Consider the following 26,991-nt stretch of genomic DNA (forward strand, 5'->3'; position numbering starts at 1 on the left):
TATTAGAGGCCTTCGACGACGTCGAGAATCTGGGTGATGCGTACGGCGTAGTCCTGGTCGACGACGACGATTTCGCCGTGGGCGATGAGACGCCCATTGAGCAGAATGTCGGCGGGCGCGCCGGCGGAACGGTCGAGTTCGATGACGGCGCCGGGTTCGAGCGAGAGCACGTCGCGAACGGCCATGCGAGTGCGGCCGATCTCCACGGTCAGGGTCATTTCGACGTTGTTGATGCGACCGAGGTTGCCGAGAACCGCCTTATTGATCGTGGCCGATCCCCCGCCGATGGTGCCATTGGAGCGCAGACGAATCGCGAACCAGCCGGTCACGACGCCGCCGGCGCTGAGCTCGAACACCTGGGTGTCGTCGGCGAGAAAGAGGGTAGACGCGTCTTCGACGCGGGAATCGCCGAGCACACCGATGCCGAGCACGCTCGCCGCACTTTCCAGAGCGGGCCGCAGCACGTCCTGGCTGGAGACGAGTGACGGGGCTGCGCCGGACGCGGCGTCGAGCGAGGACGCATCCATGAGCACGACGGCCAAATCGGCGGAGCTGGACCCGACGAAGGAGGCAACCACGCTGGAGCCGAACCGGGCGGTCAGTGCTGCGCTGCCACTGTGCGCGGTGGCGTGCAGGGGCACGGCCGTGGGAAGAACGCGCAGGAGTGCGTCGACGGCGGCTTCGGAGACTGACTGATTGGAGATCATGGGGTGCTTTCTTCGGTGTCGATGACGATGCAGGCGAGGCGGGAGCCGTTGGCTCCGACGGCAGCCCGGGCCAGGGCCTGGTCTCCGACGGCGAGATCAAGCGGGCGATGCTTGGGGTGCGGGATGGGGAGCACGTCGCCGACCATGAGGGAGAGAATTCTGCTGGGCAACACTCGGGCCGGGGTCAGCCGCAGTGCCACATCGACCGGAACGGCAGCGAGCTGTGCCTGCAGGTATTCGGCCGAGTTCGTGGTGATGCGCATGGGGTTGGCCTCCCCAAGCTGCGGCATGAGTGCCGCGGCGGGGATGGCTAGTGTCGCGGTCGTCGTGTTGCGTTCGATGCGAATCGAGAAGGTCGCGACAATCATCAGGTCGGCCGGGGCCGCAGCCTGGGCGAACTGCGAGTTGTACTGGATGCCATCGACGGCGAAATCGTTGACCAGCAGCGGGCCGAACGAGTAGCGCAGGTCTTCGAGCGCCTCGGTCATCATCTGTCGCATGAGTGCGAGTTCGATCGGGGTGAAGTTGCGCCCGGCCGGAATCACCTGAGAACCGTTGCCGCCGAGCATGTGGTTCACCCAGGTCAGTCCGGTCACCGTCGGCAGCTGTATGACCGACTTGGCCTCCAGAGCGGAGATCGTGCAGAGCACCATGGCCGTCTTGGGCGGGAGCGATCCGGCATATTCGTCGTAGGTCTGCATCAGCACCTGATCACAGGTGATCGTGCAGAGCGCACGAACCCGCGCGGTGATCTGAGTGCCCCACTGGCGGGCAAATGTCTCGAAGGCGAGTTCAAGGACGCGAGCATGATCGCGCGCCAATGTCGTCGGCCGGCGGAAGTCATACAACTCCACCGACTTCACCGCCTTAATGGGCGCACCTGTTTGAATCTGTTCCTGGACCGTCACGTTTGCACTATCGGCCGTGCGGGCCAAAATGTTAGAAGTTGAGCAAAAATCACTTAACGGATGCCTAATGCCCTGATGTGGCAGGAGCGCTGTCTTCCGTTTCGCCGGCATCCGTCGAGGTTTCGCTGGTGTCCTGCGACAACGTGCCATCGACGGCCGCGGGAATCAGGTCTCGCACACTATCGGGCAGGGTGGAAAGCAGCACAATATCGACGCGCCGGTTCTGGGCCATCTCCGACAGGCTGCTTCCCTCGGACACCGGCCGGGCCGACCCGTAGCCGACGGCGCCGATGAGGGTGGGATTGACGCCACCCTGCTCCACCAGGCGCCGCAGCACCTGGGTTGCCCGCCCGGAGGAGAGCTCCCAGTCGGTGGCGAAGGTCGCCGACTGTCCGTGCTTGTCAGCATGGCCTTCGACGGATATCTGCAACGCGGAGTGGACGATGGCCGGTGCGGCAGCATCCAGCACGGCTACGGCAACGGCGCTGAGCGCGGTGCTGTCCGGGGCGAAGAAGGAGTCCGTACCGACCAACCCCATGGTCAGCCCACGCTCGTCGATGAAGAATTCCACCCGCTCGGCCATACCGGCGGCCGACAGGTTGGCATTGATGCTCTCTTCGATCGCGTTCAGTTTGACCACTTCGGCCACGGCCTGTTCGGCATCGGTGAGGGTCTCGTCGATGAACCCCTCGGCCACGTCATCGACCATTTCGGCGGGAACGACGACGCCTTCAGCGGTGTCGATGCTGCCGACCTCGACGGTGCCGAAACCGGTGGCCAGGGAATTAGCCAGTTTTTCGTACTTGCTCTGGTCGACCGTTGACATGGAGAACAGCACGATGAACATACACATCAGCACGGTGACCATGTCCATGTACGAGGCCATCCAGCGTTCGTCGAAGTGCTCCGGCTCGTCGTCTGGACCCTCCTTGCGCTTACGTCTCCGCGCACTCATGCTGCTTCGGCGGTGTCTTCAGCCGTGGCCTTCTTGCCCTTGGACTTCGTTTTGACCTTGCCGGTGAGCGCCTCACCCGCTACTTTCGCCTTCGCCTCACCCTTGGGCAGGTCCTCGAGTGGAACCATGGCACGCAGGCGTTCGCCGAGCAGACGCGGCTGACTGCCGGCCTGCACGGCGAGGACACCCTCCATCAGGAGCGTGAGCCGGTCGATTTCGATGTCGGACAGGCGGCGCAACCGCGCACCGATAGGAAGCCAGAGAAAGTTGGCCGAGAGCAGTCCCCACAGGGTGGCGATGAACGCTGCGGCGATCATCGGACCGAGCGTATCCGGTGTGTCCAGGTTCTCCAGCACGTGGGTCAACGATACGACGGTGCCGATGATGCCGACGGTCGGGGCGTAGCCGCCGAGGCTCGTGAAGAACTTCGAGGCGTTCCGACCCGATCTGGCCTTGGTGGCGATTTCGTCCTCGAGCAGCATGCGCAGTTCGTCACCGTCTGTACCGTCGGCGATGTTCTGCAGGGCGCCGCGCAGGAACGGGTCGGAAACGTTGTCGGCTTCCTGCTCGAGCGCCAACAGGCCGGATTTGCGCGCAGTCTCGGCGATGCCGACGACCTGGTCGATGACCTGCACCGGCGGTGTGGTCTTGCCGCGAAACGCTCCGGGGAGCGCCTTGAACGCGGTGATGGTGTCGCGCACAGTTCCGCCGGCGATCCCCACGGCGATGGTCGCTCCGAACACGAGGATCATCGGCGCCGGAAGCAGAAGGGACGACACATAGCTGCCCTCGATGGTGAGCATGGCGTACAGGGCGCCGAAGGCGACCACAATGCCAATGATTGTTGCGGGATCCACTAGATGGCCCGTGGTCCCCGCGGCAGGTCACTGGCCGTCGGGTCATAGGCGAGGGCGATGACGTGAGCCCGATAGTTCGCGATTTTTTCGATGACTTCGTCCATGGACTCGGTCACGATGAAGTTGGCGCCATCGACCATGACGAGCGTCGTGTCCGGGTTGGCGTGGATGCGTTCGATCAGGTCGGGATTGATCGCAAAGTGGCTCTCATTCAGCCGCGTGAGTACGATCATGAGCTCTTCCCTGGTTTCTGACACCCCCAGTCGAGGTATCAACCGCTACTGTCGGTCATTGCGCTGCTGGCGTTAGATTGCTTAGGTGCCCGTGTCCAGCAGCATCCGTTCAGCGGACAACTTCGGTGGGTGCGCGCCCCCGATCACCCACCGAAGTCGTCTACTGAACGGGCCGGGGAGACCCGAGCCACCCGCGACGTTGCAGGTTGCGGGCGATCCGCGCCACGAGCGCAGCCTCGTGTCGCAGGTCCTCGGCGTTGACCCGGGTGACGTGCAGTCCCTCGGACTCCAGGTCGGCGGTGCGGGTGAGATCTCGGCGCCACTGCAGCTGGTCGGTTCGGTGCTGGTCGCCCTCATACTCGAGGAGCTCGCCGTAGTCCTTGAAGTACAGGTCCGCGCGCGCCAGGAACCGTCCGGAGGCGGAGAAGACGTTCTCATTGACGAGTGGGCGCGGCAGACCGTTCGTCACCACGACGACCCGCAGCTCAGACTCCGGCGAGGATTCGGCGCGGTCGCTCAGCAGCAGGAGAGCCTTGTGCAGGAGCAGCTTTCCGCGCCGATGGCCATCGACGGCGCGGACGAGCTCGTCGAAGGTGGCCAGGGGCGATTCCCAGTGGATCAGAAAGTCGCCCACCGCGACCAGCTGGCGCAGGTTCAGGGTGTCAGCGAGATCGCACCAAGTGCGTGCCGGGCTCGTGATGCTGAGGCCGAACCAGTCGATCAGGTCGGTGTCGTGCACGGCCAAGGAGTGTCCGGTGACCCCATTCAGCCGCAGGGCGCGGCCGGGCAGGGGAACACCCACGTGCAGGGAGGTGGAAACGCCGGAGCGATGGAGCGGGAGCGGTGCACCCAGCAGCAGGGCTGCCGTGTCGTGACTGAAGAAGCTGCCCACCGGCATACGTGTGGCGAGGGCGGAGCACCGGGTGCGCACGCTCAGCGAAACGGATGCCGGTGTGCGCACGCCCCAGAATGGGCGGGCCAGGTCGCTGGCGCGCATACGCCCGGTGGAGAGCCCGTTTTCCGTGCCGCGAGCCACGGTAAAGGGGTGGGTTTGCAGGTGCGGCGGGAGGTTGCGGCGTTCGGTCACGACAAGAGGATGACGCATCCCGTGCTCGCCCGTTGAGGTTATGCACAGGCCTGGGCTGAGTGGACAACTTTGTGGGGTGTGGGCGGTCCGGGACCGCCCGAAGTTGTCCACTGAGGACGCGGCGGCGACCGCCTGGGCGCCCTGGGTCCCAGGGCCCACAGGTGAGTGGACAAGATTGTGGGGTGCGAGCGGGCCAGGACCCCACGAAGTTGTCCACTGAGACTGAGGGCAGGGAAAGGAAGGGGGCACCCGTCGGAATTGGGAGGGTGCCCCTTTGGGCCGCCGGAGGCGGGGTTAGCGCTTCAGGTTGGTGAGCTCCTGCAGGACCTCGTCGGAGGTGGTGATGATGCGGGCGTTGGCCTGGAAGCCACGCTGCGCGACGATGAGGTTGGTGAACTCCTGCGACAGGTCGACGTTCGACATTTCGAGGGCGCCGCTGGAGAGCGAGCCGAGTCCAACGGTGCCGGCGGTACCGATGGTCGGGTCTCCCGAGTTGAACGTGGCGCGGTAGGCCGAGCCGCCGGCCTTCTCCAGTCCGCCCGGGTTGACGAAGTTTGCGAGGGCGATACGACCGATGGCGAGCTGCTCACCGTTGCTGAACAGCCCGACCAGTGTTCCGTCGGCACTGAGCGTGTAAGAGTTCAGCGTTCCGGCGGCCTTGCCGTTGGTCGCGGTGCCGGTGACGGTGGTGAGGTTGGCGTAGCCTTCAAGGCCGCTCAGATCGATGTCGATATCGGTCGAAAGCGGTCCGCCAGTGGCGATGAAGCCACCGCTACCGTCTGCAGCGAGGCTGACGGAGCCACCTGTCGCAGCATTGGTGACGTTCCAGCCATCCGTTGGATAAGACGAGGCGCCGAGTGAGCGGGTAAACGTGAGTGTCACGGTACTGGAAGCACCGAGGTCGTCGAACACCGTGAAGTCGCGAACGAGCGGAGCATCGCCCTCGACAGTATCCGACGGCAGGTTACCCGTGAACGTCGCAGTGGTCGTGGGGGTCGCACCGATGATCGCACCGACCGGCAGCGTGATATTGCTCGTCGGGCCGCCGTCGGCGACAACGCCGTTGTTCGCGCCCCAACCCTGCACGATGGAACCGTCGGGCGTGACCAGGCGGCCGGCGGAGTCGAAGTCGAACGAGCCGGCGCGGGTGTAAAGAGTTTCGCCGCCCATCTTGGTGATGAACAGTCCGTCGCCGGAGATCAGCAGATCGGTGGACTTGCCGGTGGCCTGCGAGGAGCCCTGAGAGAAGTTGGTGGAGATGCCCGCAACCTGCACGCCGAGCCCGATCTGGGCCGGGTTGGTGCCACCGACCTCGCCCTGCGGAGCGCCAGCGCCGGAGGTCAGCTGCGAGAGCGTGTCCTGAAACTGCGCGGCCGAGGCCTTGAAGCCGGTGGTGTTGACGTTGGCGATGTTGTTGCCGGTGACGTCGAGCATGGCCTGGTGCGAGCGAAGACCAGAGATGCCGGAGTAAAGAGAACGAAGCATGAGAATGTGCCTTTCAAAAAAGCGAACGGGGATAAAAAAGTGGGGGTGGAGAGAAGTTAGGAGGAGGAAGCGGCCGTGGTGACCCCGGAGACAGCGTCGAGGGCGATCGACTTGCCGCCGATCGTGACCTGCGGAACCGCGTCCTTGAACGAGACCGAGGAAGCGATTCCAGTAGTCTCGGTGCCGTCACCCATTGTGTAGGTGACGGTTTGGCCGACGAGCGCGGCGGCGGATGAGCGCATCTGCAGCGAGAAGCTCTCCTGGCTGGCCGTGGCCATCTCGGTGATTTTCTCCATCATCGCCAGCTGGGTGGTCTGGGCGATCATCTGGTTGGTGTCCATCGGCGAGGAGGGGTCCTGGTTCTGCAGCTGGGTGACCAGCAGATTCATGAACACCTCCGAGTCCATCGACTGGCTCGGCGTGCGGGTGGTCGCGCCGGAGTACAACCCGGCGGCCCCGGCGGCAGCTACTGCGTCTACTGGCATGGTTGGTCTCTCTTTCTAAGCCATTACGTCGATGGTCGACGCGGATCCGAATGTGACGGGGCGAAGCGGTTGCTCGCCGTTAGGAGTGTCGGGCTCGCGCTCCAGCAGGTTTCTGGGCGATTGCTCGGGCCGGGGCTGCTTGGTGCCCGGCGAGTCTCCGGCCAGATCCCCCGCCTGGTTCTGCGACGAGAGATCGAGTTGCGCACTCAGTCCCCCGCCGGCCAGGTCGCGGCGCAAGTCGGGCATGATGGCGCGCAGTGCTTCGCGGGCCAGATCGGTGGGAGCGAACAGCTCCACCCGAATACTGTCGGGCGATACGTGAGCACGCACGGTGACCGGGCCGAGGTTGTCGGGGTTCACGGTGATGGTCAGCGTGTGCTGGCCGGGTGCCACATTGGCCAGCGAGAACAGTGGCCTGGCGATCTGCGCGGCCAAAGGCACCGGCACAGCGGATGCGACGGGCGCGGGTGCCGCGACCGGCGTCAGGCTGGCCGCGGGTACGGTCGGCGCGGCGAGGCCGGGTGTCGGGGACGGAGCTGGGGCATCCGTTGTGACGATGCGCACGGCGCCGAGCTTCGGGCCGCGACCGGCTTCGTTTGCTACGGCGGTCAGGAACGTGGCTGCCGCGGCCACGGCGGTCGGTGCAGCAGAGGTCGGTGCGCCGGCGGTCGGTGCGGCGTTCGGTGCCTGCGCTCCGGCCGACCCTGCGGGCGCGCCCGATGCGGTCGGCGCGATGACGACGGCGGCGGCGCTGCCCGAGGATGCCGTGGCGCCGGTGCCGACGGCGGACGCCGGTGCCGGGGTCGCGGCCGTTCGGGCGGTGGCTCCGGTCGAGGCGGCGGAGGCCGCCGGTGCGGCCACTGCACCGGCCAGGCTCGAAGCGGCCATGACGGCGGCTGAACCGGTGGTCGTGCCCATCGAAGCGGTGTCGGCGTCAAGAACGTCAGCGTCCGCGGTACCGGCAGAGGCTTCCGCGGCGGGTTCTGCGGTGAGTTCGGCAGTGAGTTCTACAGTGTCCGCCGACACACCGAAGGTGCGGGCATCGCCGGGCGCGCCGGCGGCGGGCTCGCCTGTTTCCAGGCCCGACGCGTTCGGAGCGACAGTGCCGAGGTGCGGCGGCGTTGTGCCAGCGGCGGCGGAGTCGCCGGACTGTGCAGCTGCTGTCGGCTCGGTCGAGCTCGCATCCTGCCCGGTCGACGACTGTTCGTCGTTTCCGGTTCGGGCACCGGCACGGTCAGCAGCGGAGTCGGCAGCTACCGAGTCGGTGGCCGCTGAAGCGTTGACCGCTGAAGCGTTGACCGCTGAAGCGTTGACCGACGACGTGGTGGAGCCTGCTGACGACGAATCGCTCGCACGATCCGCGGCACGGGCAGCAGCGCTGTCCGCCGCACGGTCGGCGGTGCGAGCGGCAGCGCTGTCGGTAACACGATCGGCCGAACGATCGGCCGAACGGTCAGCAGCACGATCGGCACGATCCTGCAGCGCGGCCGGGCGGTCGCCCGACATCGAACGGCGTTCCCGGTAGGCTGCGGCCTGGTCCGCGGCGCGCGCGTGGTCGTCGGCGCGAGCCTCGTGGGCGGAACGGGAGCGGTCGGCATCCGCTGTGGCTGAGCGGCGAGCGGTCGCAAGGTCGGCGACGGAATCGGCCATAGCCGAGGCGAAACCGTTGGCTCCGACCGAGGGGGTGCCGGTGGCAGCGCCCGTGCGGGGGGCGCCGGACAGGCCGGCTGCTCCGCCGGAACGGAACTGGTTCAGTGCGAGGCTCATGCCGCGCCGCCCTTGGCGATGGCAGCGAAGGCGGCGCTCAACATGTCTGCGCTGGCGGCGCCCGTGGTTCCCGCCGCAGCGGTGGGAATAATGCGACGAATGGTCGTGATCTCCGAATCTGACATATAGACGTCACGCAGGCAGACATCGCGCCCGGCGTATGGTGCGTGGATGATTTTGTTGTTGCCGGCGTAGATAAGAATGTGGTCGCCGCCGCCGGTGACGATGAGGTCGCCGGGCTGGGCTTCGGCCAGCGATGCCACCTCGGTGCCCATCTTCATCTGGCCGGAAACCAGACGCGGCATATCTATTCCAACATCGGAATATACCTTTTGCACGAGGCCGGAGCAGTCCATTCCGCTCGCGTCCTCACCGCCGAAGACGTAAGGAACGCCGATGTACTTCTTGGCGGCGTCGACGACGTTGGTTCCGGTCGCTCCGCCGTTCGCTCCGAGAGCGGATGCTCCGGCAGCGGATGCCCCGCCGGCCGTGCCCAGCGCGGAGGCCATGGACGCGGCGAAGCTCTCGGCCGAGGCCGTCGCGGCGGCAGCCGTGGCTGCGGCGACGGTGGTCGTCGCCGCGCGCGGTCCGGAGGCAAGCTGCTGCATCATCGACTGGATCTGCTCGATGCGTCCCATAGCAGCGATCATGGTCATTCTGAATCACCTTTCTCGGGCGAAGTTGGAGTGTCGGTGGGCTCTTGGTGCCACCGGGTTGAGGCGATTTCATCGAGCACGATCTGTTCGGCGCGAAGCTCTTCGGCCTGGGCGGTTTCGTGGTGACGAACCTCGAGCTTCTCCAGGGCGATCGCTTCGGCGCGAGCCGCATCGAAGGCGGCCTGAGCCTCTCCGAGCGACGCAGCGTTGTTGCGGCCCAGGGCATCGAGGTCAGCGAGCATACTGCGGGACGACGACCGTGCCGCGGCCATGGCGTTCATGGCTGCGACGGTGTCCGGCGTGATCGACGTGGCGCTGAGGGCCGATCGTGCCCGGCCGCGACGCGCTTCATTCGCGGCCACTCGCGCATTCGCTTCGGCCAGGTCGCTCGCCGCCTGGTCCTGCTGCAGGTGGCGCAGGCGAAGCAGGCCCGCCAACGGAAAATGACGAATCATTGCACGCCACCCAACTTTCTGGTGAGCCCGGCGAGCTGCTGCCAGGCCGCGTCTGAGGGAGTCTGGTCGTCCATCCGCTGCTGCAGGAACGACTTGATGGCAGCATCGTGCGCAACGGCAGCGTCAACCAGCGGGTTGGTGCCGGCGCGGTAGGCGCCGACGTCGAGCAGGTCCTGGGCGGCCGACCGCGCGGCAAGCACCTTGCGCAGGGTCGTCGCGATGGCGTTGCGCTCGGGCGAGTTCACCCGCGACGCCACGCGCGAGATCGACCCGAGCACGTCGACGGAGGGAAAATGGCCGGTGATGGCGAGTTTGCGGTCGAGAACGACGTGGCCGTCGAGAATGGACCTGGCAGCGTCAGCGATGGGTTCGTTGTGGTCGTCACCGTCGACGAGCACGGTGTACATGCCCGTGATCGAGCCGACCTCGTCAGTACCGGCGCGTTCGAGCAGACGAGCCAGCACGGAGAAGGTCGAGGGCGGGTAACCGCGGGTGGCCGGTGGTTCGCCGACCGACAGGCCGATTTCGCGCTGGGCCATGGCCACGCGGGTGAGCGAGTCCATCATGAGCATGACGTCGGCGCCGCACGCGCGAAAAGATTCGGCGATGCGGGTGGCGGTGAAGGCCGCGCGGAGTCGCATCATGGCGGGTTCATCAGACGTCGAGACCACGACGATGGAGCGGGCCAGGCCCTCGGCTCCGAGGTCGTCTTCGAGGAATTCGCGCACCTCACGGCCGCGCTCCCCCACCAGGGCAATGACCGATACTTCGGCATCCGTTCCGCGGGCGATCATCGACAGCAGCGAGGACTTGCCGACGCCGCTGCCGGCGAACAGGCCCAGGCGCTGGCCGCGACCGACCGTGGTGAGGGTGTCGAGCACGCGCACTCCCAGGTGCAGCGGAGTGGTGATGCGGGCGCGGTGCATGGCCGAGGGGCTGTCGTTTTCGAGCGCCACGGCGCCGTCGGAGACCAGCGGGCCCTTGCCGTCGATCGGGCGGCCGAGGCCGTCGATGACGCGGCCGAACAGGCCGGAACCGGTGGGAACGAGCAGGGGGCTGTGCGCGGCGCGCGCGCGGGCTCCCGCGCGGAGTCCGGTCATGCGGCCGAGCGGCATGCAGCGGATGCTGTCGCGGGTGGTCGCGACGACTTCGGCGTCGATGCCCGGCGCATCCGTTTCACCGCCGAGAACGACGAGGTCACCGATGGCGGAGCGCAAGCCCCGTACTTCGACGCCGAGGCCGACGATCGACGACACGACGCCGATTCGCTCGGGGCGCGCGACCCGCAACGCCGAGGCGAAGGCGTCGGCGTGCGGGCGCCACGTGGTCGTCGTGGTCATGGGGTCTGGCCCGCGGCATCGGCGAGCAGAATCTCTTTCGCTCGGGCCAGGGCGGTCTCGATGCGGGCGTCGAGAATTCCGTCGTTGAATTCGGCGATGGCATCCCCGCGCTTGATCTGTGCGTCGGAGATGAAGGTCACGCCGCTGAGGCGCACGGTCGTCGCGTCGAGCAGCGGCAGATCTTCGGGATTCATGCGGATGCTGTGGGCCGACGTGCGGTCGCCGGCGTCAACCGACCGCATGGCGCGGTCGAGGGCTCGCCGAGCGGATGCCTCGGTGCGGCTGAGTTCGTTGCCGATAATGGCTTCGGCCAGTTGCAGCGCGCAGGCCAGGAGTGTGTTTTCGGCGTCGACCAGCACCGGCAGGCTGCGGTGGTTGAGGGCGGTGGCTGCGGCATTCAGCACGCGCACTCCGCGATCCATTTTCGCCGCCACGAGACGCTCGCCCTGCTCACGTTCGGCTTGCAGGTCGAGCTTGATGCGATCGATCTCGACCGTCGCCGCGCGCAGGCCTTCGGCGTAACCGGCAGCGTGCCCCTGGGCGCGCGCGGTTTCGTCGGCGCGGATGCGCTCGTCGTCGTGCAGGCGGGGAAAAGAGATTCGGCCGAAAACGGTGTCAGCTGACATATTCGTCGTCCGATCCGCGCTGCACGGTGATGATTCCCTGGGCTTCCATGTCGCGAATGGCACGCACAACACTGGCACGGGCATCCTCGACCTGGCTCATGCGAACCGGGCCCAGGCTGCGGATCTCGTCGTCGAGCACATCGCGGTTGCGCTCGGACAGGTTCGCGCGAATGACTTCGGAAACCGCGGAGGTGGTGCTCTTCATAGCCATCGCGAGAACCGTGGTGTCGATTCCACGCAGAACCTGCTGCACGTCGCGGCTTTCCAGCTTGACGATGTCGTTGAAGGTCAGCATGCGCGAGCGCACTTCTTCGGCCAGATCCGGGTCGCTCTCTTCGAGGCCCTCGAGCAGGGCGCGCTCGGTGGCGGCATCCGCTTGATTGAGAATATCGACGAGCGGCTGAATTCCGCCGACGACCTCGGTGACCTCGCGGGAGGCGAGGGAACCCGCCCGCTGCTTGAGCGATTCGGTCACGACGCGGATGGATTCGGGGGTGGCGCTGCCCATCGTGGCGATGCAGCGGGCGACGTCGGTGCGCAGGCTCGGGTCCATGCCGGTGAGCACACCGGAGGCCTGGTCGCGGCGCAGGTGGGCGAGCACGAGGGCGATGGTCTGGGGCATTTCGCCGTCGAGCAGGTTGAGCACATCGGTGGGTTCAGAGGAGTCGAGAAATTCGAACGCCTTGCTGGCCATCGATGTCGCCACGCGGGTCATCATGCCGGCCGAGCGCTCAGCGCCGAAGGAGGCCTCGAGCAGGCCCATCGCGAAGTCGTGGCCGCCGCGGGCGTGACGTCCGCCGCGCTGGGTCATTTCGTGGAACTCGGTCAGGATCGCCTCGGCGATGCTGGAGTCGACCTTGCGCAGCTGCACGATCTCGGAGACGATGTCCTCGGCCTCGACCTCGGTGAACTGTTTCATGACCTCGGTCGCACGCTGGCGATCCATGTTCATGAGCACGACGGCCACCTTTTGGGTGCCGGTGAGGGGAGCATCCGTTCGGGCGACCGTGGGGATCGCTACGGTCTCGGTCATACGCTCTGCCGGTCGTCCATCAGGCCGCGCAGCTGCTCAGCCATGCCGCGGGGGTCGTTCTGGGCCAGTGCGTCGATTTCACCACGACGGATGTCTGCTTCGGTCGGTTCAAAGTGAACCGTACGAATGACCTGGGTCGGCAGGTCAGTCGGGTTGAAGAACAGCGAACCGGGGCCGGCGATGGCCGAGTTCGAGGGGTTGGCGCCGGGGCCGGTGAGAGCGCCGACACCGCCGAGGCCGCCGAGCATGCCTTGGGTCTCGCTGAGTTCGCCGATCTCGACCGACTCGCGACGCTGACGGCGTGACCGGCGAGCGTAGAACACGAGGCTGATGACGATGGCGGCGACGATGCCGAGCACGATGACGGCGATGCGAATGATCTCGGCGGTGGCCGCTGCGGAGGCAGCATCCGTCGACGCCTTGAGCGCGTCGGCCGCTGCGGTTGCGCCGACGGTGCTGAAGGCCATGACCTCAACGGTCACGGCGTCGCCGCGCACAGCGTCGATACCGGCCGCCGAGGTGACCAGCGAGGTGACGTCGGCAACGTTGATGCCCGCGGCGGCGTCGGCGTTGAGGGCGACGGATACCGTCTGACGGGTGATCGATCCGGCCGGAATGGTGCGGTTCTCGGTGACCTTGTTGACGGCATTATTGCGGGTGGTGGATTCGGAGCTGAAGGTACCGTCGGTGCCTTCTGTCGTGGCCGCCGTATCGGTGCCGAGCACCCCGGCCGCGGCGCCGCCGGTGCCGGTGTAGGTCTCGGTGTCGACCGAGTCGCTCAGGGTGAGCGCCTCGGTCGGGGAGGTGAAGGACTCTTCGACGCGGGAGGCTGATTCGGTGCTCAGGTCAGCGGCGACGACGACGGTGGCGTTGCCGACACCGACGACCTTGTCGAGCATGGCCTGCACGGCGCTTTGCACGCCGGATTCATAGTCGGAGGCCTGCTTGTCGGCGGAGCCGGTGGCGCCGATGCCGACGGCCGAGAGAACGGCGCCGGTCGAGTCGATGACAGCTACATCCGAGGCCTTCATACCGTCGATGGAGGCGCTGGTCAGGTGCACAATCGCCTGAACCTGGTCGCTCGACAGGGTGACGCCGTTGCGGGCCTGCACGAAAACGGATGCCGTCGGCGCATTCTTCTCGGACACAAAGACGGTGTCTTTCGGGATCGCCAGCTGCACCGACGCGGTCTGCACGCCGTTCATCGCTCCGATGGTCTGGGCGAGTTCGCCCTCGAGCGCACGCTTGTAGGTCACCGACTGCTGGAACTCGCTCGACGTGACGCCCATGGTGTCGAGCAGGGAGTATCCCCCGGTGCTCGAGGAGGGCAGGCCGGCCGCGGAAGCCTTGATGCGCTGGCTGTAAACATCCGCTTCGGGAACCAGGATGCTGGCGCCGCCGTCGGCGAGTTCATAGCTGACGCCGTCGGCGGTGAGCTGGTCGACGATGCTGCTGGCGTCCGTGCCGCTCAGGCCGGTGAATAGGGGGGTGTAGGCGGGCTTGGTGAGGAACATGCCGAGCGCGGATGCGCCGAGCACGAGCACGGCGATGCCGATGATGGCCACCGTGCGCTGGGCGACGGTGAATTCGCGAACGGCATTGCCGAAGCGGCGAAAGATAGAACTTACCTGACGGGGCATTATGCCTGCATCCTCATGATCTCGTTGAACGCGTCGACGCCCTTGTTACGAACGGCGGCGACGAGCTCCATCGTGAGCTGTGCACGGGTACTGGCAATGGTGGCGGTGTGAATGTCATCGAGGCTGCCGTTGACGGCCTGGATGGAAAGTTCGTTGGATGCGGACGACAGACCCTGCAGGTTGTCGACGGCGCCGGACAGCGCGTTGCCGAAACCGGCCCCACCGGTCGCGGTGGTGCTCGAAGAGCCCATGACGCCGCCAGTGGTGCTGGCGCCGATGATGGCGGGAGGAAAGCCGATTGCGCCAATAGGCATCAGCCACGTCCGATCTGTAGTGCTGCTTCGTAAGCGGTCTTGGCCCGGTCAACCACGGCCGCGTTGGCCTGGTATCCGCGCTGAGCCATGATGAGGTGTGCCATCTGCTCGGCCATGTCAATGTCGGGGTAACGCACGTAACCGGCCTCATCGGCGAGCGGATGCGTCGGCTCATAGACGAGAGTGCCGGCCGCGTCTCCGAAAGCGGCAGATGCCCCAACCCCGGAGGTGCCCTGACCCTCTTGAGCCATGATGAAGCGTTCCTGGAAGGCTGGACCGTTGGTGGCCTTGACCGTGTTGGCGTTGGCCAAGTTGTCGGCGATGGCGTCGAGCCATTTGCGGTGCATCGTCATTCCGCTGCCGGAGATGCTGATCGCGTCGGTCATCAGCTGGTCCGCAGCGCGGTGCGCATCGCCGTCGCTGGGCCGTCAACGGCCTTCGCCGCGAACTGGTAGCGCAGCAGGGCGTCGATGTTGGCGAGGGTCTCGGTATCGAGGTTCACGTTGTTGCCGTTGAGGTTCGTCGCCTCGGTGGAACGCGTCGTGGCCGCGGTGACTTTGCCTTCGCCGGCCTGCACCGACTGGGCCAGGGCATTCTCGAACGAGACGACCTTGGCGTGATAGTTCGGCGTATTGATGTTGGCGATATTGTTCGCGATGGTGCGCTGGCGCAGCGCGAGGCCATCCAGTGCACTGGTGAGGGCCACAGAGGTCACGGAATCAAGCACAACTACCCGTTTCGTCGACGAAAGACATAAACGGCCAATCCTTGGCCCGATGGTGAGCAATCCATGCTCGATAGTACCTATCGGCGGGGGTAGACGCTGTGTAAGGAGTTTTGCAGAAAGATTTCAGAAATTGTTGCAATACATTTTTTTAGCCGGCGCGTGACCGAAATTCAGGCCCGCTCTGTCGAGCTTCTTAGCCGGCGACGTCGAGATAAACGGATGCCCGCGCGTCGCGCTTCGGCGGCACCGCCCGCACCGCGGCGAGGTGCTTCGCGGTCAAATTACGCGCCGTCTCCAGTTCGCCAATGAGCTTGTGCTGGTTGTGCAGCAGGTCCCGTACGCGCTCCGCGAGTTCCGCCGGAATGGCCCCGAGCCCCCGCGGTGGCGTCCAATTCGCGGCGGAGTCTGCCGCTGCCAAAACATTTGCACCTAAAAACTCGCTGGTCGAGCTTGCCGAGACCGCCAGAGAACCAGCCGACGCGCTCGACCCGGCTACGCCGGAACCCGACCGCCCGCCGTCGGTGACGCCCGTGATCGACCGAGCCGCAGCATCCACTCGCAGCTCCAGGTCTTCGAGCACCGCCTCCCAAGCCGACAGGTTACCCAATGCCGAGTATTCCGCCGACGCGCGCCGCGGGGGCCGGCGCGGCCGGCAGCATCCCGGCCGCTTCGTGCCAGGTCTGCCGCAGCGGCTCGAGCAGGGCGATGCACTCCCGGGTGCGCTCCGCGTTGCGGCTCGTGTTCGCGCTCATCATCGCCGTCGACGCATAGGTATATAGGGAGAACAACCCCTCGCCGCCGTCCCACGCCTCAACGTTGAGCGAGGTGCTCAGCTCAGACACGATGGCCTGGGCGTGCAGCAGGTTGTCCGACGCGATCTGCCAGTCCTGGCGCAGCTGCGCGGCCTCGGCCCGGTTCAGGTCGAGCAGCAGGCGGTCGTACAGCATGGTGAGCAGGCGCACCGGCGTCGCCGAAAGCACCGCGTCGCGGTTGTAGCGCGAGCGCTGGGCCTGAGTTGCTGCAGTCATCGTCATGGGTATCACTTCGTCGTCGAGCTGGTCAGTGAGCTCACCTGGGCGGTGAGCCACGCGGATTGTGCGTTCATATTGCTGAGCTGTACTTCCATGGCCGAGTAGGTGCGCTCCAGGGTCGACCGCCGCGAGGCCAGCCTCACATCCCAGCTGTCGATCTGCGTGCCGAGGCTCTTCACGAGCGATTCCTGCCCGGTGATTCTCGACGTGATCATGCCGTCGTACTTGTCCGACGCGTTCTCGGCGACCGCTTCGACCCGGGAGGCGATCGTGGCGAGCACGCTCTTCACGTAGTCCGGGTCGGCGGCCATGGCTGTGGCGAACTTGGCCGAGTCGAATTCCATCGTGCCGCTCTTAGTGATGCTGATGCCGATCTCCGACGGGGAACGCCCGTTGATCGGCTGGCTGGCAGCGTTCAGAATCTGCTGCTTCACGTCGCGCACCGTGCTGTCGCCGCTGAACACGCCGGCCGACAAAATGGCCTTGCCGCTCGAGTCGGTGCTGTTCACCACGGCGCTCTTGGTCGAGATCAGCGCGAACACCCCGTTGAGGGCGGTCACCAGGTCGGAGGCGATCGTGCTCACCGCGGCATCGTTGCGGGACACGCTCACGGTCACGGCTTCGGTTGCTACAGCGGATGCCGTCACCGACACTCCCGGAAGCAGGTCACTGAAGGTGTTGGTCGAGCTGGTGATGGTCTGTTGCGCACCACTGCCGGCCCAGAGCCGCACTTTGGCGTCCTGAGCGGCCGTGATCTGCGTCATGCCAGGCGGCGTGATGGCCGCGTCATATTTAAACGAAAAGGCGCTCGACGCACCGGTCGAGGTCGCGGTGAATTGCACGCGATACAGCGCATTTCCGCTGCCATCGGTCCCGGCAGCAACCTTCACGGCCTTCACTCCGGCATCCGCCGCATTTACGGCCGTGACGACATCGTCGAGACTGGCCGAGTCGGCGACAATTGCTGTCGCCACGCCCGACGCATCTAAAATGGAAAAATTCGATCCGGGCCACACCGACACGGCGTCAGAAACCGAGACCTGTGCCTTGGCTAGCTGGTCGACCACAATGTCGATCGAGCCGGCCGTAGCGGACGCCCCGGCCGTCACCGATACGCCGGTCGAGCTACTCTTCGCCGAGTACAGGTCCAGGGCATTGGTCGCCGTCGCCTTCGCGGCGAGGGTCGCGAGGGAAGCGATCTGAGAATTCAGCCCCTGCAGGGCGGTCATGAGCGTGTTCGTGCTCGTGACCTTGGCCTTGAGCTGGTTCTGGGGACCAGCCTCGAGGGTCATGAGGGAGTTGATGAGGGACGTCGTGTCCAGACCGCTGATGAGCCCATCGACTGCCATCGACATGGGGTGCCTCTCCTGATGCTCGGTCAATCATTTACTACGGGGTCTGTATGGCGGCGGTGTTGGGCGAGGTCCAGTTCGCCGGTTCGCTTCCGCCATACAAGATTGTGGATCAGCTCTGGTGATACACCGGCTGGGATGGATGCTGCGTCGTGAACGTGGGGGCGGCATCCGCTTTGATGAAGATTTCACCGCGGCCAAGGTTCGGCGAATGCCGTACGCCCTGGCGGCAAGCACTATGTGTGTCTCTGTGCGCGCTAATGATGAGTCCTCCATGAACAAATGATGCTGCACCGGCCCATCCATGGGCCAGCACCATAAGCTATCGACCGCGCGGGCCTCGAGGTTAGAAAACCGTGCAGATATCTGGACGTCGAGCCAGCCCTGCGCGATGGGCGCGCCCCATTTCGGTGCGCGCTACGGTAACCGTCGTAGCGCCTACCCGTTTCGGGCGCGCTTACGCGTATACCTGACATTCGACCCACCGCGACGGGACGGCCATTGGTGGTATTTCGAGATTCCAGACCTGGACCTGAGTGGTCACGCCCGCAACCAGTCGAATATCTCGTTCGAGGCCAGGGGCATTAGCCCTCAGTTCGCGGCGTACCAATCGACTTCTGGAGTATCAGCGGAATCGACGACGAAATCCGGGCGCGGTATCCGTCCCTCAGGTTCTGAGCTTGACCACGGATGTACCCGGGCGTGTGAGCCGCAATGGACGCGTGACAATTCAGCTTTCGCGTTGCCTCGACCAAAGAGTCGAGGGTTTCCTCAACGAGTGCGCGTGATTGCGCCCCGTCGAGGCCCCAACTTTCAGCCTCGGCAACTAAATCGCCGGCCGTCACTTCGTCGAGCCGCTTGACATCGTTCACCGACATCGCCATCACTTGGCTGGCTTCGTAACCGAGTGCGAGCGGCGCCACGTCGTATAGCGGCGCCAGAACGGTGCCGCCATCTTCATGATGCAAAATTGAGAAGTTCTTGGCATGTGCGTCGGTGTTGCCAACAGCAACATTGAAGGTTGCGTAGCGCAGCAGCCGCTCGGCGTCGGGTCGCCCTGGGGAGAAGGCGCTGCGCTTGGTGTCGAGAAGACTCGCAATTGACCTGAGTGAGGCTCGCTCATCGTCACGCTCGAACTTCGCGTTGCCTCCCCAGGGAAGCCCGAGTGCCTGGGCGCAGTCCTCCTGATGAATCCGCTCCACCGTTGTTCCCTGCAGCCGCCGGTCGTACCTTTCGATGACGAGGACATGCTTGCTGCCGATGGTTTCCACCCAGGAGTCGAAGCTCAGTAGCCCGAGTTCGCGTCCGACAGCCAATGTGTAATTCTCGTTCTCGACAGCACGCCGATCCTCGTCGCTGACGGGCTTCAGAATGTGCGTCGACGGAATAGAGCCATTTCCACGTACCCAAACTCCGTCGTCCCGAGTCAATGTCAGTTTGCGCTGAAAGCCCGGCAGAGCCGACCCACCGCCACCAACCAGAAACCCCGATGCGCGGGCGAGAAGTGCATCGATCTGACCATCGTCAAGCGCCTGCGGGTCCGTGGCCTCGCGAGCATCCCCGACACGCAGAGCCCCGGCGAGGTCAGCCCCGACTCGATTGAAGATCCCGAGCAGGTCATTGCTGGGAACACGAATTTCGTTTGCAAGTCGGTCAAGGTTCGCGCCTTCAGGGATGAGTGCGCCAAAAAAGGATGCGGTCTGCTCTGGTGTGCTGCTTCCGACACGGAGCGACTGGCTTAGTACTGGAGAGTTGATGAGCCATCGGTCTTCGGCAGCTTTGGACCAGTCGAGGTTCACCCCGCCACGGCCAGTGCCGACGAGGTCGCCAGTATGGGTTCCGTACAGATATACGGGCAGGTCGCGTTCACTCATCTGGAGCCTCAGCGGTCAGCTGAATTCCCAGCCGGTGGAGCACGTCAAAGTAGTGCGCATCAGCGCGCTTGGGCTTCCCGACCTCGAGCTCGTGAAGGTACCGCTGGGAGGTACCAAGTCGGGCTGCCAGCTCGCGCTGTGTGAGGCCGTGGCTGGTCCTGACGCGGCGCACGAGGTCGCCGAGGTCTTCAGGTGTTGAGATAAGCGCTCGCAAGCTAACTCCTTACGTGAATACGATTTCGTATTCACAACTGTGCTGATTACCTAATCGTAGTCGCGGAGGCCGTGAATACCTAGCAGTATTCATCAAGCAGAGCATCTGTGCGCGTGACCGGAGATGCTCTTCTCTCGACCCTGCACAACTACCTCGAGGCCGCTGGCGCCATCCACCCGCACCTCGTCGTGACAGTCGGCGACAAAGACATCGAACGTGGACTCTCCGCCCTCACTGGCCGGTAACGGGCAAACCCATGCCAGTCCGTTAACGCGACCCGTCCCATGAACCCGCCCATCCCGTTGATCGAGCTTGTCGAGATCGCCATGGACCAACGCGATCTGTCTCAGGTAGCCGCCGGGCCGCCTACGTCTGGCGGCATCCGCTTGACCAGATCGGCGATGCGGCCCTCCATGAGCGCGACCCGCTTCTTGCGGCCCCAGTTCTGCAGCTGCTTCTCGCGACCGTAAGCGTCGATCATCAGCTCGTACTCCTCGAAGTAGACGAGCACGACCGGCCGGCGGGCAGCCGTATAACTGGCACCACCCTCGTCCTTACTGTGGTTGTGCTGCCAGATCCGCCGCTCCAGACTCCACGTGCTGCCGATATAGAACGTACCGTCGAAGCACTTCACCATGTACGCATAGGGCATGTCCCTCAGAGTGGCACTGTGCCGGCCGGCTCATAAAAGTTATCCACAGGCCGGTCATTGCAGCGGACGCAAAATGGCTGGCTTCCCGAGACCGCTCCCGCCAGTCAATGCTGGTCTCGGCAAGCTCGACCGACGGGATGGGTGCGATACCGAGACCGGCTCACGCTAATCGGACCCCCTCAGCATCCACCCGCAAGTCACTACGCGGCACCCATCCCTACCGCTGATCGAGCTTGCCGAGATCTCCAGCGACCAACGCGACCATGTCTACCAAACGGAAGTAATGACATAAAAATAGCCTGGCCGCAGCTGAGAAGCGACGTCTAATTCGCTCTTTGACTGCGGCCAGGCTCAGGTCAGAATCGACCTGTTTGTTCGGTTGTACCAGTGTTACTGGAGAAGCTGCAGAACGCCCGAGTTGGACTGGTTCGCCTGCGCGAGCATGGCGGTTCCAGCCTGCGACAGGATGTTCGCACGGGTGTACTTGACCATCTCTTCAGCCATGTCAGTGTCGCGAATACGCGATCCGGCAGCGGTGAGGTTCTCCTTCGAGACGGCCAGGTTCTTGATGACGCTCTCGAAGCGGTTCTGGTTTGCACCGAGCGACGCGCGAGCGGTGGATACTTTGTTGATCTGCGTATCGATGAGTGTGATTGCGGCCGCTGCACTTGCAGCGCTCGAGAAATCCAGGCCGGACGAGATGGCCGGACCGGCAGCGCCACCGGCCAGCGTCGACGACGCAACAGTTCCACCATTGAGAGCCTTGACGTTGATCTTTCCGTTTGAATCCAACGAAGCGACCATGCTGCCAGCGAACTTGGCATCCTTGTTTAGCGCAGCAGCGACCTCAGCGGGCGTGCCTGCTGTAGTAGCGAGTGCCGCAGTAGTAACGCCAGTGGTCGAACCATCAGGGTTTGTAACCGTGAAAGTCTGCGCAACGTTTGCGGCCGTGGCGTTCGCCGGGTCCGTGAAGGACGTTCCGACGTTCGTCGTGCCAATAGCTCCCGCAATCGTCTTTACGTTCGCCCCGGTGAGGTCGACGGAAATCTGGCTGCTTGCGCTCGAGTTGGCACCGACCTGAAAGCTCAGGGCTACCTTCGAGCCATCTAGGAGCTGCGTACCGTTGAAGTTCGTCGAGTCGGCGATTCGATTCAGTTCCTTGGTCAGCGCTGTGACCTCAGTTCCGATTGCCTTACGTGAATCAGCGTTGTTCGAGTCGTTGCCGGCCTGAACGGCGAGGTCACGAACGCGCTGGAGGATCGACGTGACCTCGTTGAGCGAACCTTCAGCGGTCTGGATGACGCTGATGCCGTCCTGCGCGTTGCGGGCAGCAACCGTGAGGCCACCGACCTGCGACTTCAGGCCTTCGGAGATTGCGAGACCAGCTGCGTCATCCGCGGCGCGGTTGATGCGCAGGCCGCTGGACAGCTTTTCCAGCGACTTGGAAAGGTCGTTCTGTGTTGTCGCGAGGTTGCGGTAAGCGTTATTCGCCGCAATGTTTGTGTTTACCTGCATGCCCATGGTGAATCCTCCGTGATTGGGTCAAAGTACGCCGGCCCATCCATGGGCCAGCACCATGAGCTATCGGCCCAATCCCGGCCCCGGTAAGAAGCCCTCCCAGAGTTTCTGTCGAAACTTTCTATTTGCCGCCCCCGCGCCGACCCCCCTGCCCAGAAGACAAATCGCGCGGGGGCGCGCGAAGCTCAAGAAATGCGCGCAATGATCCCCTCAGCCGCGAGTTGGATGCGCCAGTCACTGTGCAACCCAGGCATCCGATCGGAGCTCCATGGCGGAATCCAGCTCGGAGTGCAATGCCATAACAGCCTCGGCGTCAGAGACGTTCACAATGGAACGGTGTCGCGCAGAATTGTTTGGCCTATACCCGTTGACTGTGCGCGGGCGAACACGGCTTCGTGGTCCACGACATCCACCTGGAGGCCGGTCAACCGGCTGAGGGCATCGGACAGGCCAACGAGATCACGAGGCTTTCCGTCATCAAACCGCACGATGAGGTCCAAGTCGGAGAACGGCGAGTCGTCGCGTCGGGCCTCGGAACCGAACACGCCAGCCTCAGAAACACAGTAGGCGGCAAGGATGGCACGGATTGCGTCTCGATCGCGCTCACACCGAGAACGGCACCGACGTCAGCCAGCGTGAAACCCTGACCTCGGAGGCCAGCCGCGGCCATCCGTGATTCTCTCGCTGCTTCCTGTCGCGTCGCCAGCTCTTGATTGAAATTCTAGAGCGGCCTTGCAAATGAGCCGCCGGGGCGGCCGAACAGGAACAGCAAGTGCTCCTCTGCCGTTCCGGCGAGCTCGGGGCCGCGGCCGACGCGCCAGTCAGCATCCGTCGCCACCAGCGTGCGAGCGCACAGTATGGCCTTGATCGCTGTCGGCGCGATCAAGCTCTGACGCAGGGCTACCGCGCCGGATACCGGCGGCGCCACCGGCAGCTTGAGGCCGAGCGGATGCGCCAGGTCAAGGCCGTGCACTACGGCCTCGGTGAGTTCGGTAATGCCGTGGCGCCCGTAGCCGGCAGCCTTGTCCGCGGCGATCTGCCTGATCTGCGCGACGAGTTCGGCCGGGGGCGCTTCTGCCGCGGCGCGGCTGAGTACGTCGATCGCTCGGTTGGGATTGATGAAGTGCCCAAGATAGGCGCGGGCCGCGGTGCTAACCAGCTGCCGGTTCGAGCTGCCAACCCGCCAGACGACGTGGCCGGCGACATCCCGAACCCGCCAGCCCGCACAGAGGCTCGGCGTCTCCCACTGCTCGGCAGTAAGCTCCACAAGCAGGTCGGCGGTGGCCGTGAGAGTGGACACGAGAAAGGCGCGCCAGTTCGAGTTCGCGCCGGATTCGTCACCGACACGTCGCTGACTGAGCGGTAGGTATTTCGACAAGTCGGCCATGTCATTCAGCGTAGACGACAGTGATCGGTAGCACTCAGAAATACCAGGCCCAGGAACACCAAAACCCCGCCGACCGAAGTCGACGGGGCAGGCAAAACACCGCAGCCGCTGGAGCGGCCGCGACGACTACTTACGGGCTGGCTCGAGCAGCTGCAGCACGTCGGAGTTGGACTGGTTGGCCTGGGCCGACATAGCGACTCCCGGCTGCGCGAGGATATTCTCCTGCGTGTGCTTGCTCATTTGCGCGGCCATCTCGCCGTCGCGCAGAGGCGTACTGGCGGCGATCTTGTTCTCGGTCGCGACCTGGGAGACCTTGCCGTCGAATTCGACGGTGTCGGTAACGACGCGGTCTCGAATTCCGCCCGAGAGGGCGACGGTTGGCTGAGCGAGACTGCTTTGCGACGCTGCCAGGTTGCGCAGGGCAGTCGAAGCGGAGCTCGAAGTGTTGACCTGAATACTCATGATTTTTTCTTCCGTGAGAGGTGATTGTCACGCCGGCCCGTCCGTGGGCCGGTGCTGTTTGGTGAGGTGAAACTAGGCAGTGAATTGGTACTGCGGGGGTCAGGACGCGATGCCCGCGACCTCGGGTAAGGCAACCCCTGGGAGTGGGCCTCGCACCGCGCGGGTCATGCCCACGGCTGCTAGGTCGGCCAGTCGAGCGAGGTAGGCGCTGCGACGGGCTGGTGCGATGCGCGACTCCGGCTGATACTCAGCCTCGGTGTCATCGGCGTAGTGGGTGCCCAGGCCATCACGCAACAAGCGGATGGCCTCGGCTCGGGTCTGAGACACGGCCGAGTGGGTGGTACCCAGGTCGGCTGCAATCTCTTTGACCGATCGGTCGTCGAAGTAGACCTGCTCGACGATCTCGCGCATTTTTTCAGGCAGAGCCGCGATAGCAGCGCGCAGGTAGACCAGTCGCTCATCGGAGAGCAACGAAGCTTCGGGCATGGCCGTGTCGGCCACGAGAAATTCGGCGGTGGTGTCGTCGAGAGTGGACAACGTGCGGGCAGCATCGGAGAGGCCAGCAGCGGCGGTCTCGCGATCGACACCGAGCGCGGCGGCAACTTCTTCGACGTTGGGCGTGCGACCGAGAGCTGCGGACAGCGTGTCCTGCACGGAGAGGGTTTCCTTGATGCGGCGACGCGCGGTGCGGGTGGCCCAGTCGTTGGAACGCATCTCGTCGGCGAAAGCACCGATGATGCGACGGCGAGCGAAGGCGCCGAAGGGAACGCCGAGATCTGAATTGAAGGCATCCGCTGAAGTGATGAGGGCGACAGAACCGGCGGAGGCCAGATCATCGCGAGACAGATGACGAGCCTTGGCCCAGACCTCGGATACCAGGTATCCAACGAGCGGAAGGTTCTCGACGACGAGGGCATTGCGCTCAGTTCTATTCACAAGCCGGCCCCCAGAATTATTTCACTACCTGTCAAAATGTGTCCGCACATGCAACACATGCGATAGACCCCACGGCCTGCGATGCCCAATCTACCCCAGAAAAGGGTAAATGGGTAGCACTTCTTTGCCCATTTGGCCAATTTGCTGTCCCTCGAAGTGGGGATTAGCACGTTCCGGAAGCTGTGGTTCGGCATTTAGGCAACATCACTGCGGCAAACTGTTGGAGTTTTCGTGAATTGCGAACTCTTTTTCTAACGCTTTCGGGTGACCGGCCGAGAGTGGGATTGACGGAATCGCTGCATCTACGTGGGTAGGCGCCGAACTAGACCGATAAAGGTGGTTGGAGGACTCATGGGCGCCAATGAACTCTCAGCGTTGCTCTGGCGCGAACGGGAACTCCTGGAACTGCTGGTGTTCAAGCTCGAAGAGGAACAACTGCTGCTGCAGGGCGGCAAGTCACGCTGGCTCCAGCACGCCACCCGCGAGGTCGAACAGGTCTTGAACCTGGTGCGCGAGGCCGGCCTCGGTCGCTCGGTCGAAGTCGCCGCCCTCGCTACCCAGTGGGGAACGCAGGACGATTCGACCCTGCGCGAGCTCGTCGCCAATGCGCCGACCGGTCCGTGGGGCGAAATCTTCGCTGCCCACCTCAAGGCCATGGGCGATCTCACCGCGCAGATCAAAGAGTTGCGCGACTCCAACGAACGCTTCATTCGTAACGCAGCTCGGTCGACCCAGGAGACCATGGCCAGCGCGAACGTCGGCGCCAAGACCTACAACGCGAGCGGGGCGACCGGCGCCCCCGTGACGAACGCCCGAATCTTCGACCGAAACCTGTGAGGAAGCCGCGATGAGTACCTTCAGCGGTCTGAACACGGCCTACTCGGGACTCGTCGCGGCCAGAAAAGGTCTCGACGTTGTCGGGCAGAACATCTCCAACGCCAACACGGTCGGGTACACCCGCCAGCGGGTGACTACTTCGGCCGTCGGCAGCCTGGCCGAAACCGGCCAGCTCACGGGCGGCCTGCGCGTGGGCGAGGGTGTCTCCGTCGACGGAATCGCCCGCCTCGGCAACGCCCAGCTGGATGCCCACGTGCGCAACTCCGCAGCGGCCGCCGGCTACACCGCGGTGCGCGCCAACTCCCTGAGCAGCATTGAGACCTCGCTCAACGAGCCCGGCGAGAACGGTATCTCGGCCAAGCTCGACGAATTCTGGGCGGGCTGGCAGGAACTCTCCAACGGATCGGATTCGGCCACTCCCGCCGCGCTGCTCCTCTCTACTGCCGGCGAACTGACCACCATGATCGCCCAGGGCTACCAGGCGGTCAGCACCGAGTACTCCTCGGTACGCGGCGACCTCGGCAGCATGGTGTCCGAGCTCAACACCGCGGCGAGCCAGGTGGCCGCCCTCAACGTGCAGATTCGCACGACGCTCGCCACCGGCGGCAGCGCCAACGAGCTGCTCGACCAGCGCGAACTGCTGACGACGACGATTTCGGCGCTCACCGGGGCATCCGTTGTCGCGCAGAGTGACGGAACGGTCAACGTTCTGATTGGCGGCAACGCGCTCGTGAGTGGCGGGACGGCCAGTGCGCTGAAGGTGTCTGGCGGCACGACCCTTGACGATGCGATGGCCGGAACCAAAGTGACCTTGGCGTGGGCGGATGACTCGCGCACATCTGACGTAGTCGTTGACGGTGGCGAGATTGCTGGGGCATTGACTTTGTTGGCGCCCACGGGTGACTTTAAGCGGGCAGCGGATGGCTACAACGGCTTCGCCACGGAGCTCAAGACCAGGGTCAACGAGATCTATTCGACCGGCCGGGATGCAACGGACGCCTCACCGGGCAATTTCTTCTCCATCGACGGGACGAAACCAGCCGCTCTGGGCCTGAGCGTCATTCCCTTGAAAGGATCAGACGTCGTCGCCGGAGACGTCTATGGTGGCGGCACTTATGACGGAACCATCGCCGACCAGATCGCCCAGCTCGGCGCAGGCAAGGCTGTCGACGTCGATGGAAACCCTGTCGTCTCCCCCAATGCGACCTGGTCCGACTTCGTCTCGACCATTGCTGTCGCCACCCAGTCCGAGCTGCAGCAGGCGAACCTGGCCAGCACGACAGCCACCTACGCCTCCAGCCAGCAGCTCGCCAACTCCTCCGTCGACCTTGACGAAGAGAACGTGAACCTGCTCATGTTCCAGACCGCGTACCAGGGCGCTGCCCGGGTGTTGACGGCCGTGGACGAAATGCTCGATACTCTGATCAACCGCACCGGACTGGTAGGAAGGTAA

32 protein-coding genes are annotated in these 26,991 nt (G+C 64.6%); 3 read left to right on the forward strand and 29 right to left on the reverse strand.

Features of this window, described 5'->3' with window-relative positions; genetic code table 11:
- Positions 1 to 2 precede the first annotated feature (2 nt).
- The 23 genes from fliN to E3T31_RS13410 form a co-directional block, all read right to left on the reverse strand.
- On the reverse strand, positions 3 to 707 hold the full coding sequence (gene fliN / locus E3T31_RS13300; RefSeq protein ID WP_134469098.1) for a flagellar motor switch protein FliN: 705 nt from the start codon (positions 705 to 707) through the stop codon (positions 3 to 5).
- Positions 704 to 1,615, reverse strand: coding sequence for a flagellar motor switch protein FliM (locus tag E3T31_RS13305; RefSeq protein WP_241977913.1), 912 nt, complete (start codon positions 1,613 to 1,615; stop codon positions 704 to 706). The genes fliN and E3T31_RS13305 overlap by 4 nt, the downstream gene beginning before the upstream one ends.
- A gap of 64 nt (positions 1,616 to 1,679) precedes the next feature.
- Positions 1,680 to 2,570, reverse strand: coding sequence for a flagellar motor protein MotB (locus E3T31_RS13310; protein WP_134469102.1), 891 nt, complete (start codon positions 2,568 to 2,570; stop codon positions 1,680 to 1,682).
- Positions 2,567 to 3,427 (reverse strand): motility protein A, encoded by an 861-nt coding sequence (locus E3T31_RS13315; protein ID WP_134469104.1) that lies wholly within the window; start codon positions 3,425 to 3,427, stop codon positions 2,567 to 2,569. The genes E3T31_RS13310 and E3T31_RS13315 overlap by 4 nt, the downstream gene beginning before the upstream one ends.
- Positions 3,427 to 3,660 (reverse strand): flagellar FlbD family protein, encoded by a 234-nt coding sequence (locus E3T31_RS13320; RefSeq protein WP_134469106.1) that lies wholly within the window; start codon positions 3,658 to 3,660, stop codon positions 3,427 to 3,429. Before E3T31_RS13320 ends, E3T31_RS13315 begins: the two co-directional genes overlap by 1 nt.
- Before the next feature lie 160 nt (positions 3,661 to 3,820).
- A complete protein-coding gene (locus E3T31_RS13325) occupies positions 3,821 to 4,765 on the reverse strand; it encodes a hypothetical protein (RefSeq protein WP_134469108.1) in 945 nt (314 codons plus the stop codon).
- Between the two features lie 276 nt (positions 4,766 to 5,041).
- The gene (locus tag E3T31_RS13330; protein ID WP_134469110.1) at positions 5,042 to 6,232 is read right to left on the reverse strand and encodes a flagellar hook protein FlgE; all 1,191 of its coding nucleotides are present in this window, start codon (positions 6,230 to 6,232) and stop codon (positions 5,042 to 5,044) included.
- Between the two features lie 56 nt (positions 6,233 to 6,288).
- Positions 6,289 to 6,717 carry a flagellar hook assembly protein FlgD gene (locus tag E3T31_RS13335; RefSeq protein WP_134469112.1) on the reverse strand — a complete coding sequence of 143 codons (429 nt, stop codon included), beginning with the start codon at positions 6,715 to 6,717 and terminating at the stop codon, positions 6,289 to 6,291.
- A gap of 15 nt (positions 6,718 to 6,732) precedes the next feature.
- The gene (locus E3T31_RS13340) at positions 6,733 to 8,484 is read right to left on the reverse strand and encodes a flagellar hook-length control protein FliK (RefSeq protein WP_134469114.1); all 1,752 of its coding nucleotides are present in this window, start codon (positions 8,482 to 8,484) and stop codon (positions 6,733 to 6,735) included.
- Positions 8,481 to 9,140 (reverse strand): C40 family peptidase, encoded by a 660-nt coding sequence (locus E3T31_RS13345; RefSeq protein ID WP_134469116.1) that lies wholly within the window; start codon positions 9,138 to 9,140, stop codon positions 8,481 to 8,483. The genes E3T31_RS13340 and E3T31_RS13345 overlap by 4 nt, the downstream gene beginning before the upstream one ends.
- Positions 9,137 to 9,595, reverse strand: coding sequence for a flagellar FliJ family protein (locus tag E3T31_RS13350; protein WP_134469118.1), 459 nt, complete (start codon positions 9,593 to 9,595; stop codon positions 9,137 to 9,139). The genes E3T31_RS13345 and E3T31_RS13350 overlap by 4 nt, the downstream gene beginning before the upstream one ends.
- The gene (locus tag E3T31_RS13355) at positions 9,592 to 10,935 is read right to left on the reverse strand and encodes a FliI/YscN family ATPase (RefSeq protein ID WP_134469120.1); all 1,344 of its coding nucleotides are present in this window, start codon (positions 10,933 to 10,935) and stop codon (positions 9,592 to 9,594) included. Before E3T31_RS13355 ends, E3T31_RS13350 begins: the two co-directional genes overlap by 4 nt.
- Positions 10,932 to 11,561 carry a FliH/SctL family protein gene (locus E3T31_RS13360; protein ID WP_166788505.1) on the reverse strand — a complete coding sequence of 210 codons (630 nt, stop codon included), beginning with the start codon at positions 11,559 to 11,561 and terminating at the stop codon, positions 10,932 to 10,934. Before E3T31_RS13360 ends, E3T31_RS13355 begins: the two co-directional genes overlap by 4 nt.
- Positions 11,551 to 12,594, reverse strand: a complete 1,044-nt coding sequence (gene fliG / locus E3T31_RS13365) for a flagellar motor switch protein FliG (protein WP_134469124.1) — start codon at positions 12,592 to 12,594, stop codon at positions 11,551 to 11,553. Before fliG ends, E3T31_RS13360 begins: the two co-directional genes overlap by 11 nt.
- Complete coding sequence (fliF, locus tag E3T31_RS13370) at positions 12,591 to 14,234, reverse strand: flagellar basal-body MS-ring/collar protein FliF (protein ID WP_134469126.1); 1,644 nt, start codon at positions 14,232 to 14,234, stop codon at positions 12,591 to 12,593. The genes fliG and fliF overlap by 4 nt, the downstream gene beginning before the upstream one ends.
- Complete coding sequence (locus tag E3T31_RS13375; protein ID WP_092450645.1) at positions 14,234 to 14,548, reverse strand: flagellar hook-basal body complex protein FliE; 315 nt, start codon at positions 14,546 to 14,548, stop codon at positions 14,234 to 14,236. Before E3T31_RS13375 ends, fliF begins: the two co-directional genes overlap by 1 nt.
- Positions 14,548 to 14,937 carry a flagellar basal body rod protein FlgC gene (locus E3T31_RS13380; RefSeq protein ID WP_134469128.1) on the reverse strand — a complete coding sequence of 130 codons (390 nt, stop codon included), beginning with the start codon at positions 14,935 to 14,937 and terminating at the stop codon, positions 14,548 to 14,550. The genes E3T31_RS13375 and E3T31_RS13380 overlap by 1 nt, the downstream gene beginning before the upstream one ends.
- Complete coding sequence (locus tag E3T31_RS13385) at positions 14,934 to 15,275, reverse strand: flagellar basal body protein (RefSeq protein ID WP_104132884.1); 342 nt, start codon at positions 15,273 to 15,275, stop codon at positions 14,934 to 14,936. Before E3T31_RS13385 ends, E3T31_RS13380 begins: the two co-directional genes overlap by 4 nt.
- 193 nt (positions 15,276 to 15,468) lie before the next feature.
- The gene (locus tag E3T31_RS13390) at positions 15,469 to 15,882 is read right to left on the reverse strand and encodes a hypothetical protein (protein WP_134469130.1); all 414 of its coding nucleotides are present in this window, start codon (positions 15,880 to 15,882) and stop codon (positions 15,469 to 15,471) included.
- Positions 15,875 to 16,303: a flagellar export chaperone FliS gene (gene fliS / locus E3T31_RS13395; protein ID WP_174775289.1), complete on the reverse strand. Its 429-nt coding sequence runs from the start codon at positions 16,301 to 16,303 to the stop codon at positions 15,875 to 15,877. Before fliS ends, E3T31_RS13390 begins: the two co-directional genes overlap by 8 nt.
- A gap of 11 nt (positions 16,304 to 16,314) precedes the next feature.
- Positions 16,315 to 17,661 carry a flagellar filament capping protein FliD gene (fliD, locus tag E3T31_RS13400; RefSeq protein ID WP_134469134.1) on the reverse strand — a complete coding sequence of 449 codons (1,347 nt, stop codon included), beginning with the start codon at positions 17,659 to 17,661 and terminating at the stop codon, positions 16,315 to 16,317.
- Between the two features lie 581 nt (positions 17,662 to 18,242).
- Complete coding sequence (locus E3T31_RS13405; RefSeq protein WP_134469136.1) at positions 18,243 to 19,532, reverse strand: type II toxin-antitoxin system HipA family toxin; 1,290 nt, start codon at positions 19,530 to 19,532, stop codon at positions 18,243 to 18,245.
- The gene (locus E3T31_RS13410) at positions 19,525 to 19,746 is read right to left on the reverse strand and encodes a helix-turn-helix domain-containing protein (protein WP_134469138.1); all 222 of its coding nucleotides are present in this window, start codon (positions 19,744 to 19,746) and stop codon (positions 19,525 to 19,527) included. The genes E3T31_RS13405 and E3T31_RS13410 overlap by 8 nt, the downstream gene beginning before the upstream one ends.
- 107 nt (positions 19,747 to 19,853) lie before the next feature.
- On the opposite strand from E3T31_RS13410, the gene E3T31_RS17890 reads away from it, so the two are divergent.
- Positions 19,854 to 19,991 (forward strand): hypothetical protein, encoded by a 138-nt coding sequence (locus E3T31_RS17890; RefSeq protein WP_166788506.1) that lies wholly within the window; start codon positions 19,854 to 19,856, stop codon positions 19,989 to 19,991.
- 101 nt (positions 19,992 to 20,092) lie between these two features.
- On the opposite strand, the gene E3T31_RS13415 is transcribed toward E3T31_RS17890, so the two are convergent.
- From E3T31_RS13415 to E3T31_RS13440, 6 genes are all read right to left on the reverse strand, one after another.
- Positions 20,093 to 20,398, reverse strand: coding sequence for a GIY-YIG nuclease family protein (locus E3T31_RS13415; RefSeq protein ID WP_134469140.1), 306 nt, complete (start codon positions 20,396 to 20,398; stop codon positions 20,093 to 20,095).
- Between the two features lie 390 nt (positions 20,399 to 20,788).
- Positions 20,789 to 21,919, reverse strand: a complete 1,131-nt coding sequence (locus E3T31_RS13420; RefSeq protein ID WP_134469142.1) for a flagellin — start codon at positions 21,917 to 21,919, stop codon at positions 20,789 to 20,791.
- A 320-nt stretch (positions 21,920 to 22,239) separates the two neighbouring features.
- Positions 22,240 to 22,503, reverse strand: a complete 264-nt coding sequence (locus E3T31_RS13425; protein ID WP_134469144.1) for a nucleotidyltransferase family protein — start codon at positions 22,501 to 22,503, stop codon at positions 22,240 to 22,242.
- A gap of 134 nt (positions 22,504 to 22,637) precedes the next feature.
- The gene (locus E3T31_RS13430; protein ID WP_134469145.1) at positions 22,638 to 23,303 is read right to left on the reverse strand and encodes a maleylpyruvate isomerase family mycothiol-dependent enzyme; all 666 of its coding nucleotides are present in this window, start codon (positions 23,301 to 23,303) and stop codon (positions 22,638 to 22,640) included.
- A 126-nt stretch (positions 23,304 to 23,429) separates the two neighbouring features.
- On the reverse strand, positions 23,430 to 23,765 hold the full coding sequence (locus tag E3T31_RS13435) for a flagellin (RefSeq protein ID WP_134469147.1): 336 nt from the start codon (positions 23,763 to 23,765) through the stop codon (positions 23,430 to 23,432).
- Positions 23,766 to 23,864: 99 nt separating this feature from the next.
- Positions 23,865 to 24,701, reverse strand: coding sequence for a sigma-70 family RNA polymerase sigma factor (locus tag E3T31_RS13440; RefSeq protein ID WP_134469149.1), 837 nt, complete (start codon positions 24,699 to 24,701; stop codon positions 23,865 to 23,867).
- Positions 24,702 to 25,052: 351 nt separating this feature from the next.
- Between E3T31_RS13440 and E3T31_RS13445 the strand changes: the two genes are divergently transcribed.
- A complete protein-coding gene (locus E3T31_RS13445) occupies positions 25,053 to 25,538 on the forward strand; it encodes a flagellar protein FlgN (protein ID WP_092450676.1) in 486 nt (161 codons plus the stop codon).
- Positions 25,539 to 25,548: 10 nt separating this feature from the next.
- Positions 25,549 to 26,991, forward strand: coding sequence for a flagellar hook-associated protein FlgK (gene flgK / locus E3T31_RS13450; protein WP_134469151.1), 1,443 nt, complete (start codon positions 25,549 to 25,551; stop codon positions 26,989 to 26,991).

This window comes from Cryobacterium sp. TMS1-13-1 (assembly GCF_004403125.1).
Taxonomy (GTDB): Bacteria; Actinomycetota; Actinomycetes; order Actinomycetales; family Microbacteriaceae; genus Cryobacterium; species Cryobacterium levicorallinum.

Bases quoted from the DNA above. Each gene is read 5' to 3' on its own strand.
- fliN (WP_134469098.1), bottom strand. From the start codon at position 707: ATGATCTCCAATCAGTCAGTCTCCGAAGCCGCCGTCGACGCACTCCTG.
- E3T31_RS13310 (WP_134469102.1), bottom strand. From the start codon at position 2,570: ATGAGTGCGCGGAGACGTAAGCGCAAGGAGGGTCCAGACGACGAGCCG.
- E3T31_RS13320 (WP_134469106.1), bottom strand. From the start codon at position 3,660: ATGATCGTACTCACGCGGCTGAATGAGAGCCACTTTGCGATCAATCCC.
- E3T31_RS13325 (WP_134469108.1), bottom strand. From the start codon at position 4,765: ATGCGTCATCCTCTTGTCGTGACCGAACGCCGCAACCTCCCGCCGCAC.
- E3T31_RS13330 (WP_134469110.1), bottom strand. From the start codon at position 6,232: ATGCTTCGTTCTCTTTACTCCGGCATCTCTGGTCTTCGCTCGCACCAG.
- E3T31_RS13335 (WP_134469112.1), bottom strand. From the start codon at position 6,717: ATGCCAGTAGACGCAGTAGCTGCCGCCGGGGCCGCCGGGTTGTACTCC.
- E3T31_RS13340 (WP_134469114.1), bottom strand. From the start codon at position 8,484: ATGAGCCTCGCACTGAACCAGTTCCGTTCCGGCGGAGCAGCCGGCCTG.
- E3T31_RS13345 (WP_134469116.1), bottom strand. From the start codon at position 9,140: ATGACCATGATCGCTGCTATGGGACGCATCGAGCAGATCCAGTCGATG.
- E3T31_RS13350 (WP_134469118.1), bottom strand. From the start codon at position 9,595: ATGATTCGTCATTTTCCGTTGGCGGGCCTGCTTCGCCTGCGCCACCTG.
- E3T31_RS13355 (WP_134469120.1), bottom strand. From the start codon at position 10,935: ATGACCACGACGACCACGTGGCGCCCGCACGCCGACGCCTTCGCCTCG.
- E3T31_RS13360 (WP_166788505.1), bottom strand. From the start codon at position 11,561: ATGTCAGCTGACACCGTTTTCGGCCGAATCTCTTTTCCCCGCCTGCAC.
- fliG (WP_134469124.1), bottom strand. From the start codon at position 12,594: ATGACCGAGACCGTAGCGATCCCCACGGTCGCCCGAACGGATGCTCCC.
- fliF (WP_134469126.1), bottom strand. From the start codon at position 14,234: ATGCCCCGTCAGGTAAGTTCTATCTTTCGCCGCTTCGGCAATGCCGTT.
- E3T31_RS13375 (WP_092450645.1), bottom strand. From the start codon at position 14,548: ATGCCTATTGGCGCAATCGGCTTTCCTCCCGCCATCATCGGCGCCAGC.
- fliS (WP_174775289.1), bottom strand. From the start codon at position 16,303: ATGACTGCAGCAACTCAGGCCCAGCGCTCGCGCTACAACCGCGACGCG.
- fliD (WP_134469134.1), bottom strand. From the start codon at position 17,661: ATGTCGATGGCAGTCGATGGGCTCATCAGCGGTCTGGACACGACGTCC.
- E3T31_RS13405 (WP_134469136.1), bottom strand. From the start codon at position 19,532: ATGAGTGAACGCGACCTGCCCGTATATCTGTACGGAACCCATACTGGC.
- E3T31_RS13415 (WP_134469140.1), bottom strand. From the start codon at position 20,398: ATGCCCTATGCGTACATGGTGAAGTGCTTCGACGGTACGTTCTATATC.
- E3T31_RS13420 (WP_134469142.1), bottom strand. From the start codon at position 21,919: ATGGGCATGCAGGTAAACACAAACATTGCGGCGAATAACGCTTACCGC.
- E3T31_RS13430 (WP_134469145.1), bottom strand. From the start codon at position 23,303: ATGGCCGACTTGTCGAAATACCTACCGCTCAGTCAGCGACGTGTCGGT.
- E3T31_RS13435 (WP_134469147.1), bottom strand. From the start codon at position 23,765: ATGAGTATTCAGGTCAACACTTCGAGCTCCGCTTCGACTGCCCTGCGC.
- E3T31_RS13445 (WP_092450676.1), top strand. From the start codon at position 25,053: ATGGGCGCCAATGAACTCTCAGCGTTGCTCTGGCGCGAACGGGAACTC.
- flgK (WP_134469151.1), top strand. From the start codon at position 25,549: ATGAGTACCTTCAGCGGTCTGAACACGGCCTACTCGGGACTCGTCGCG.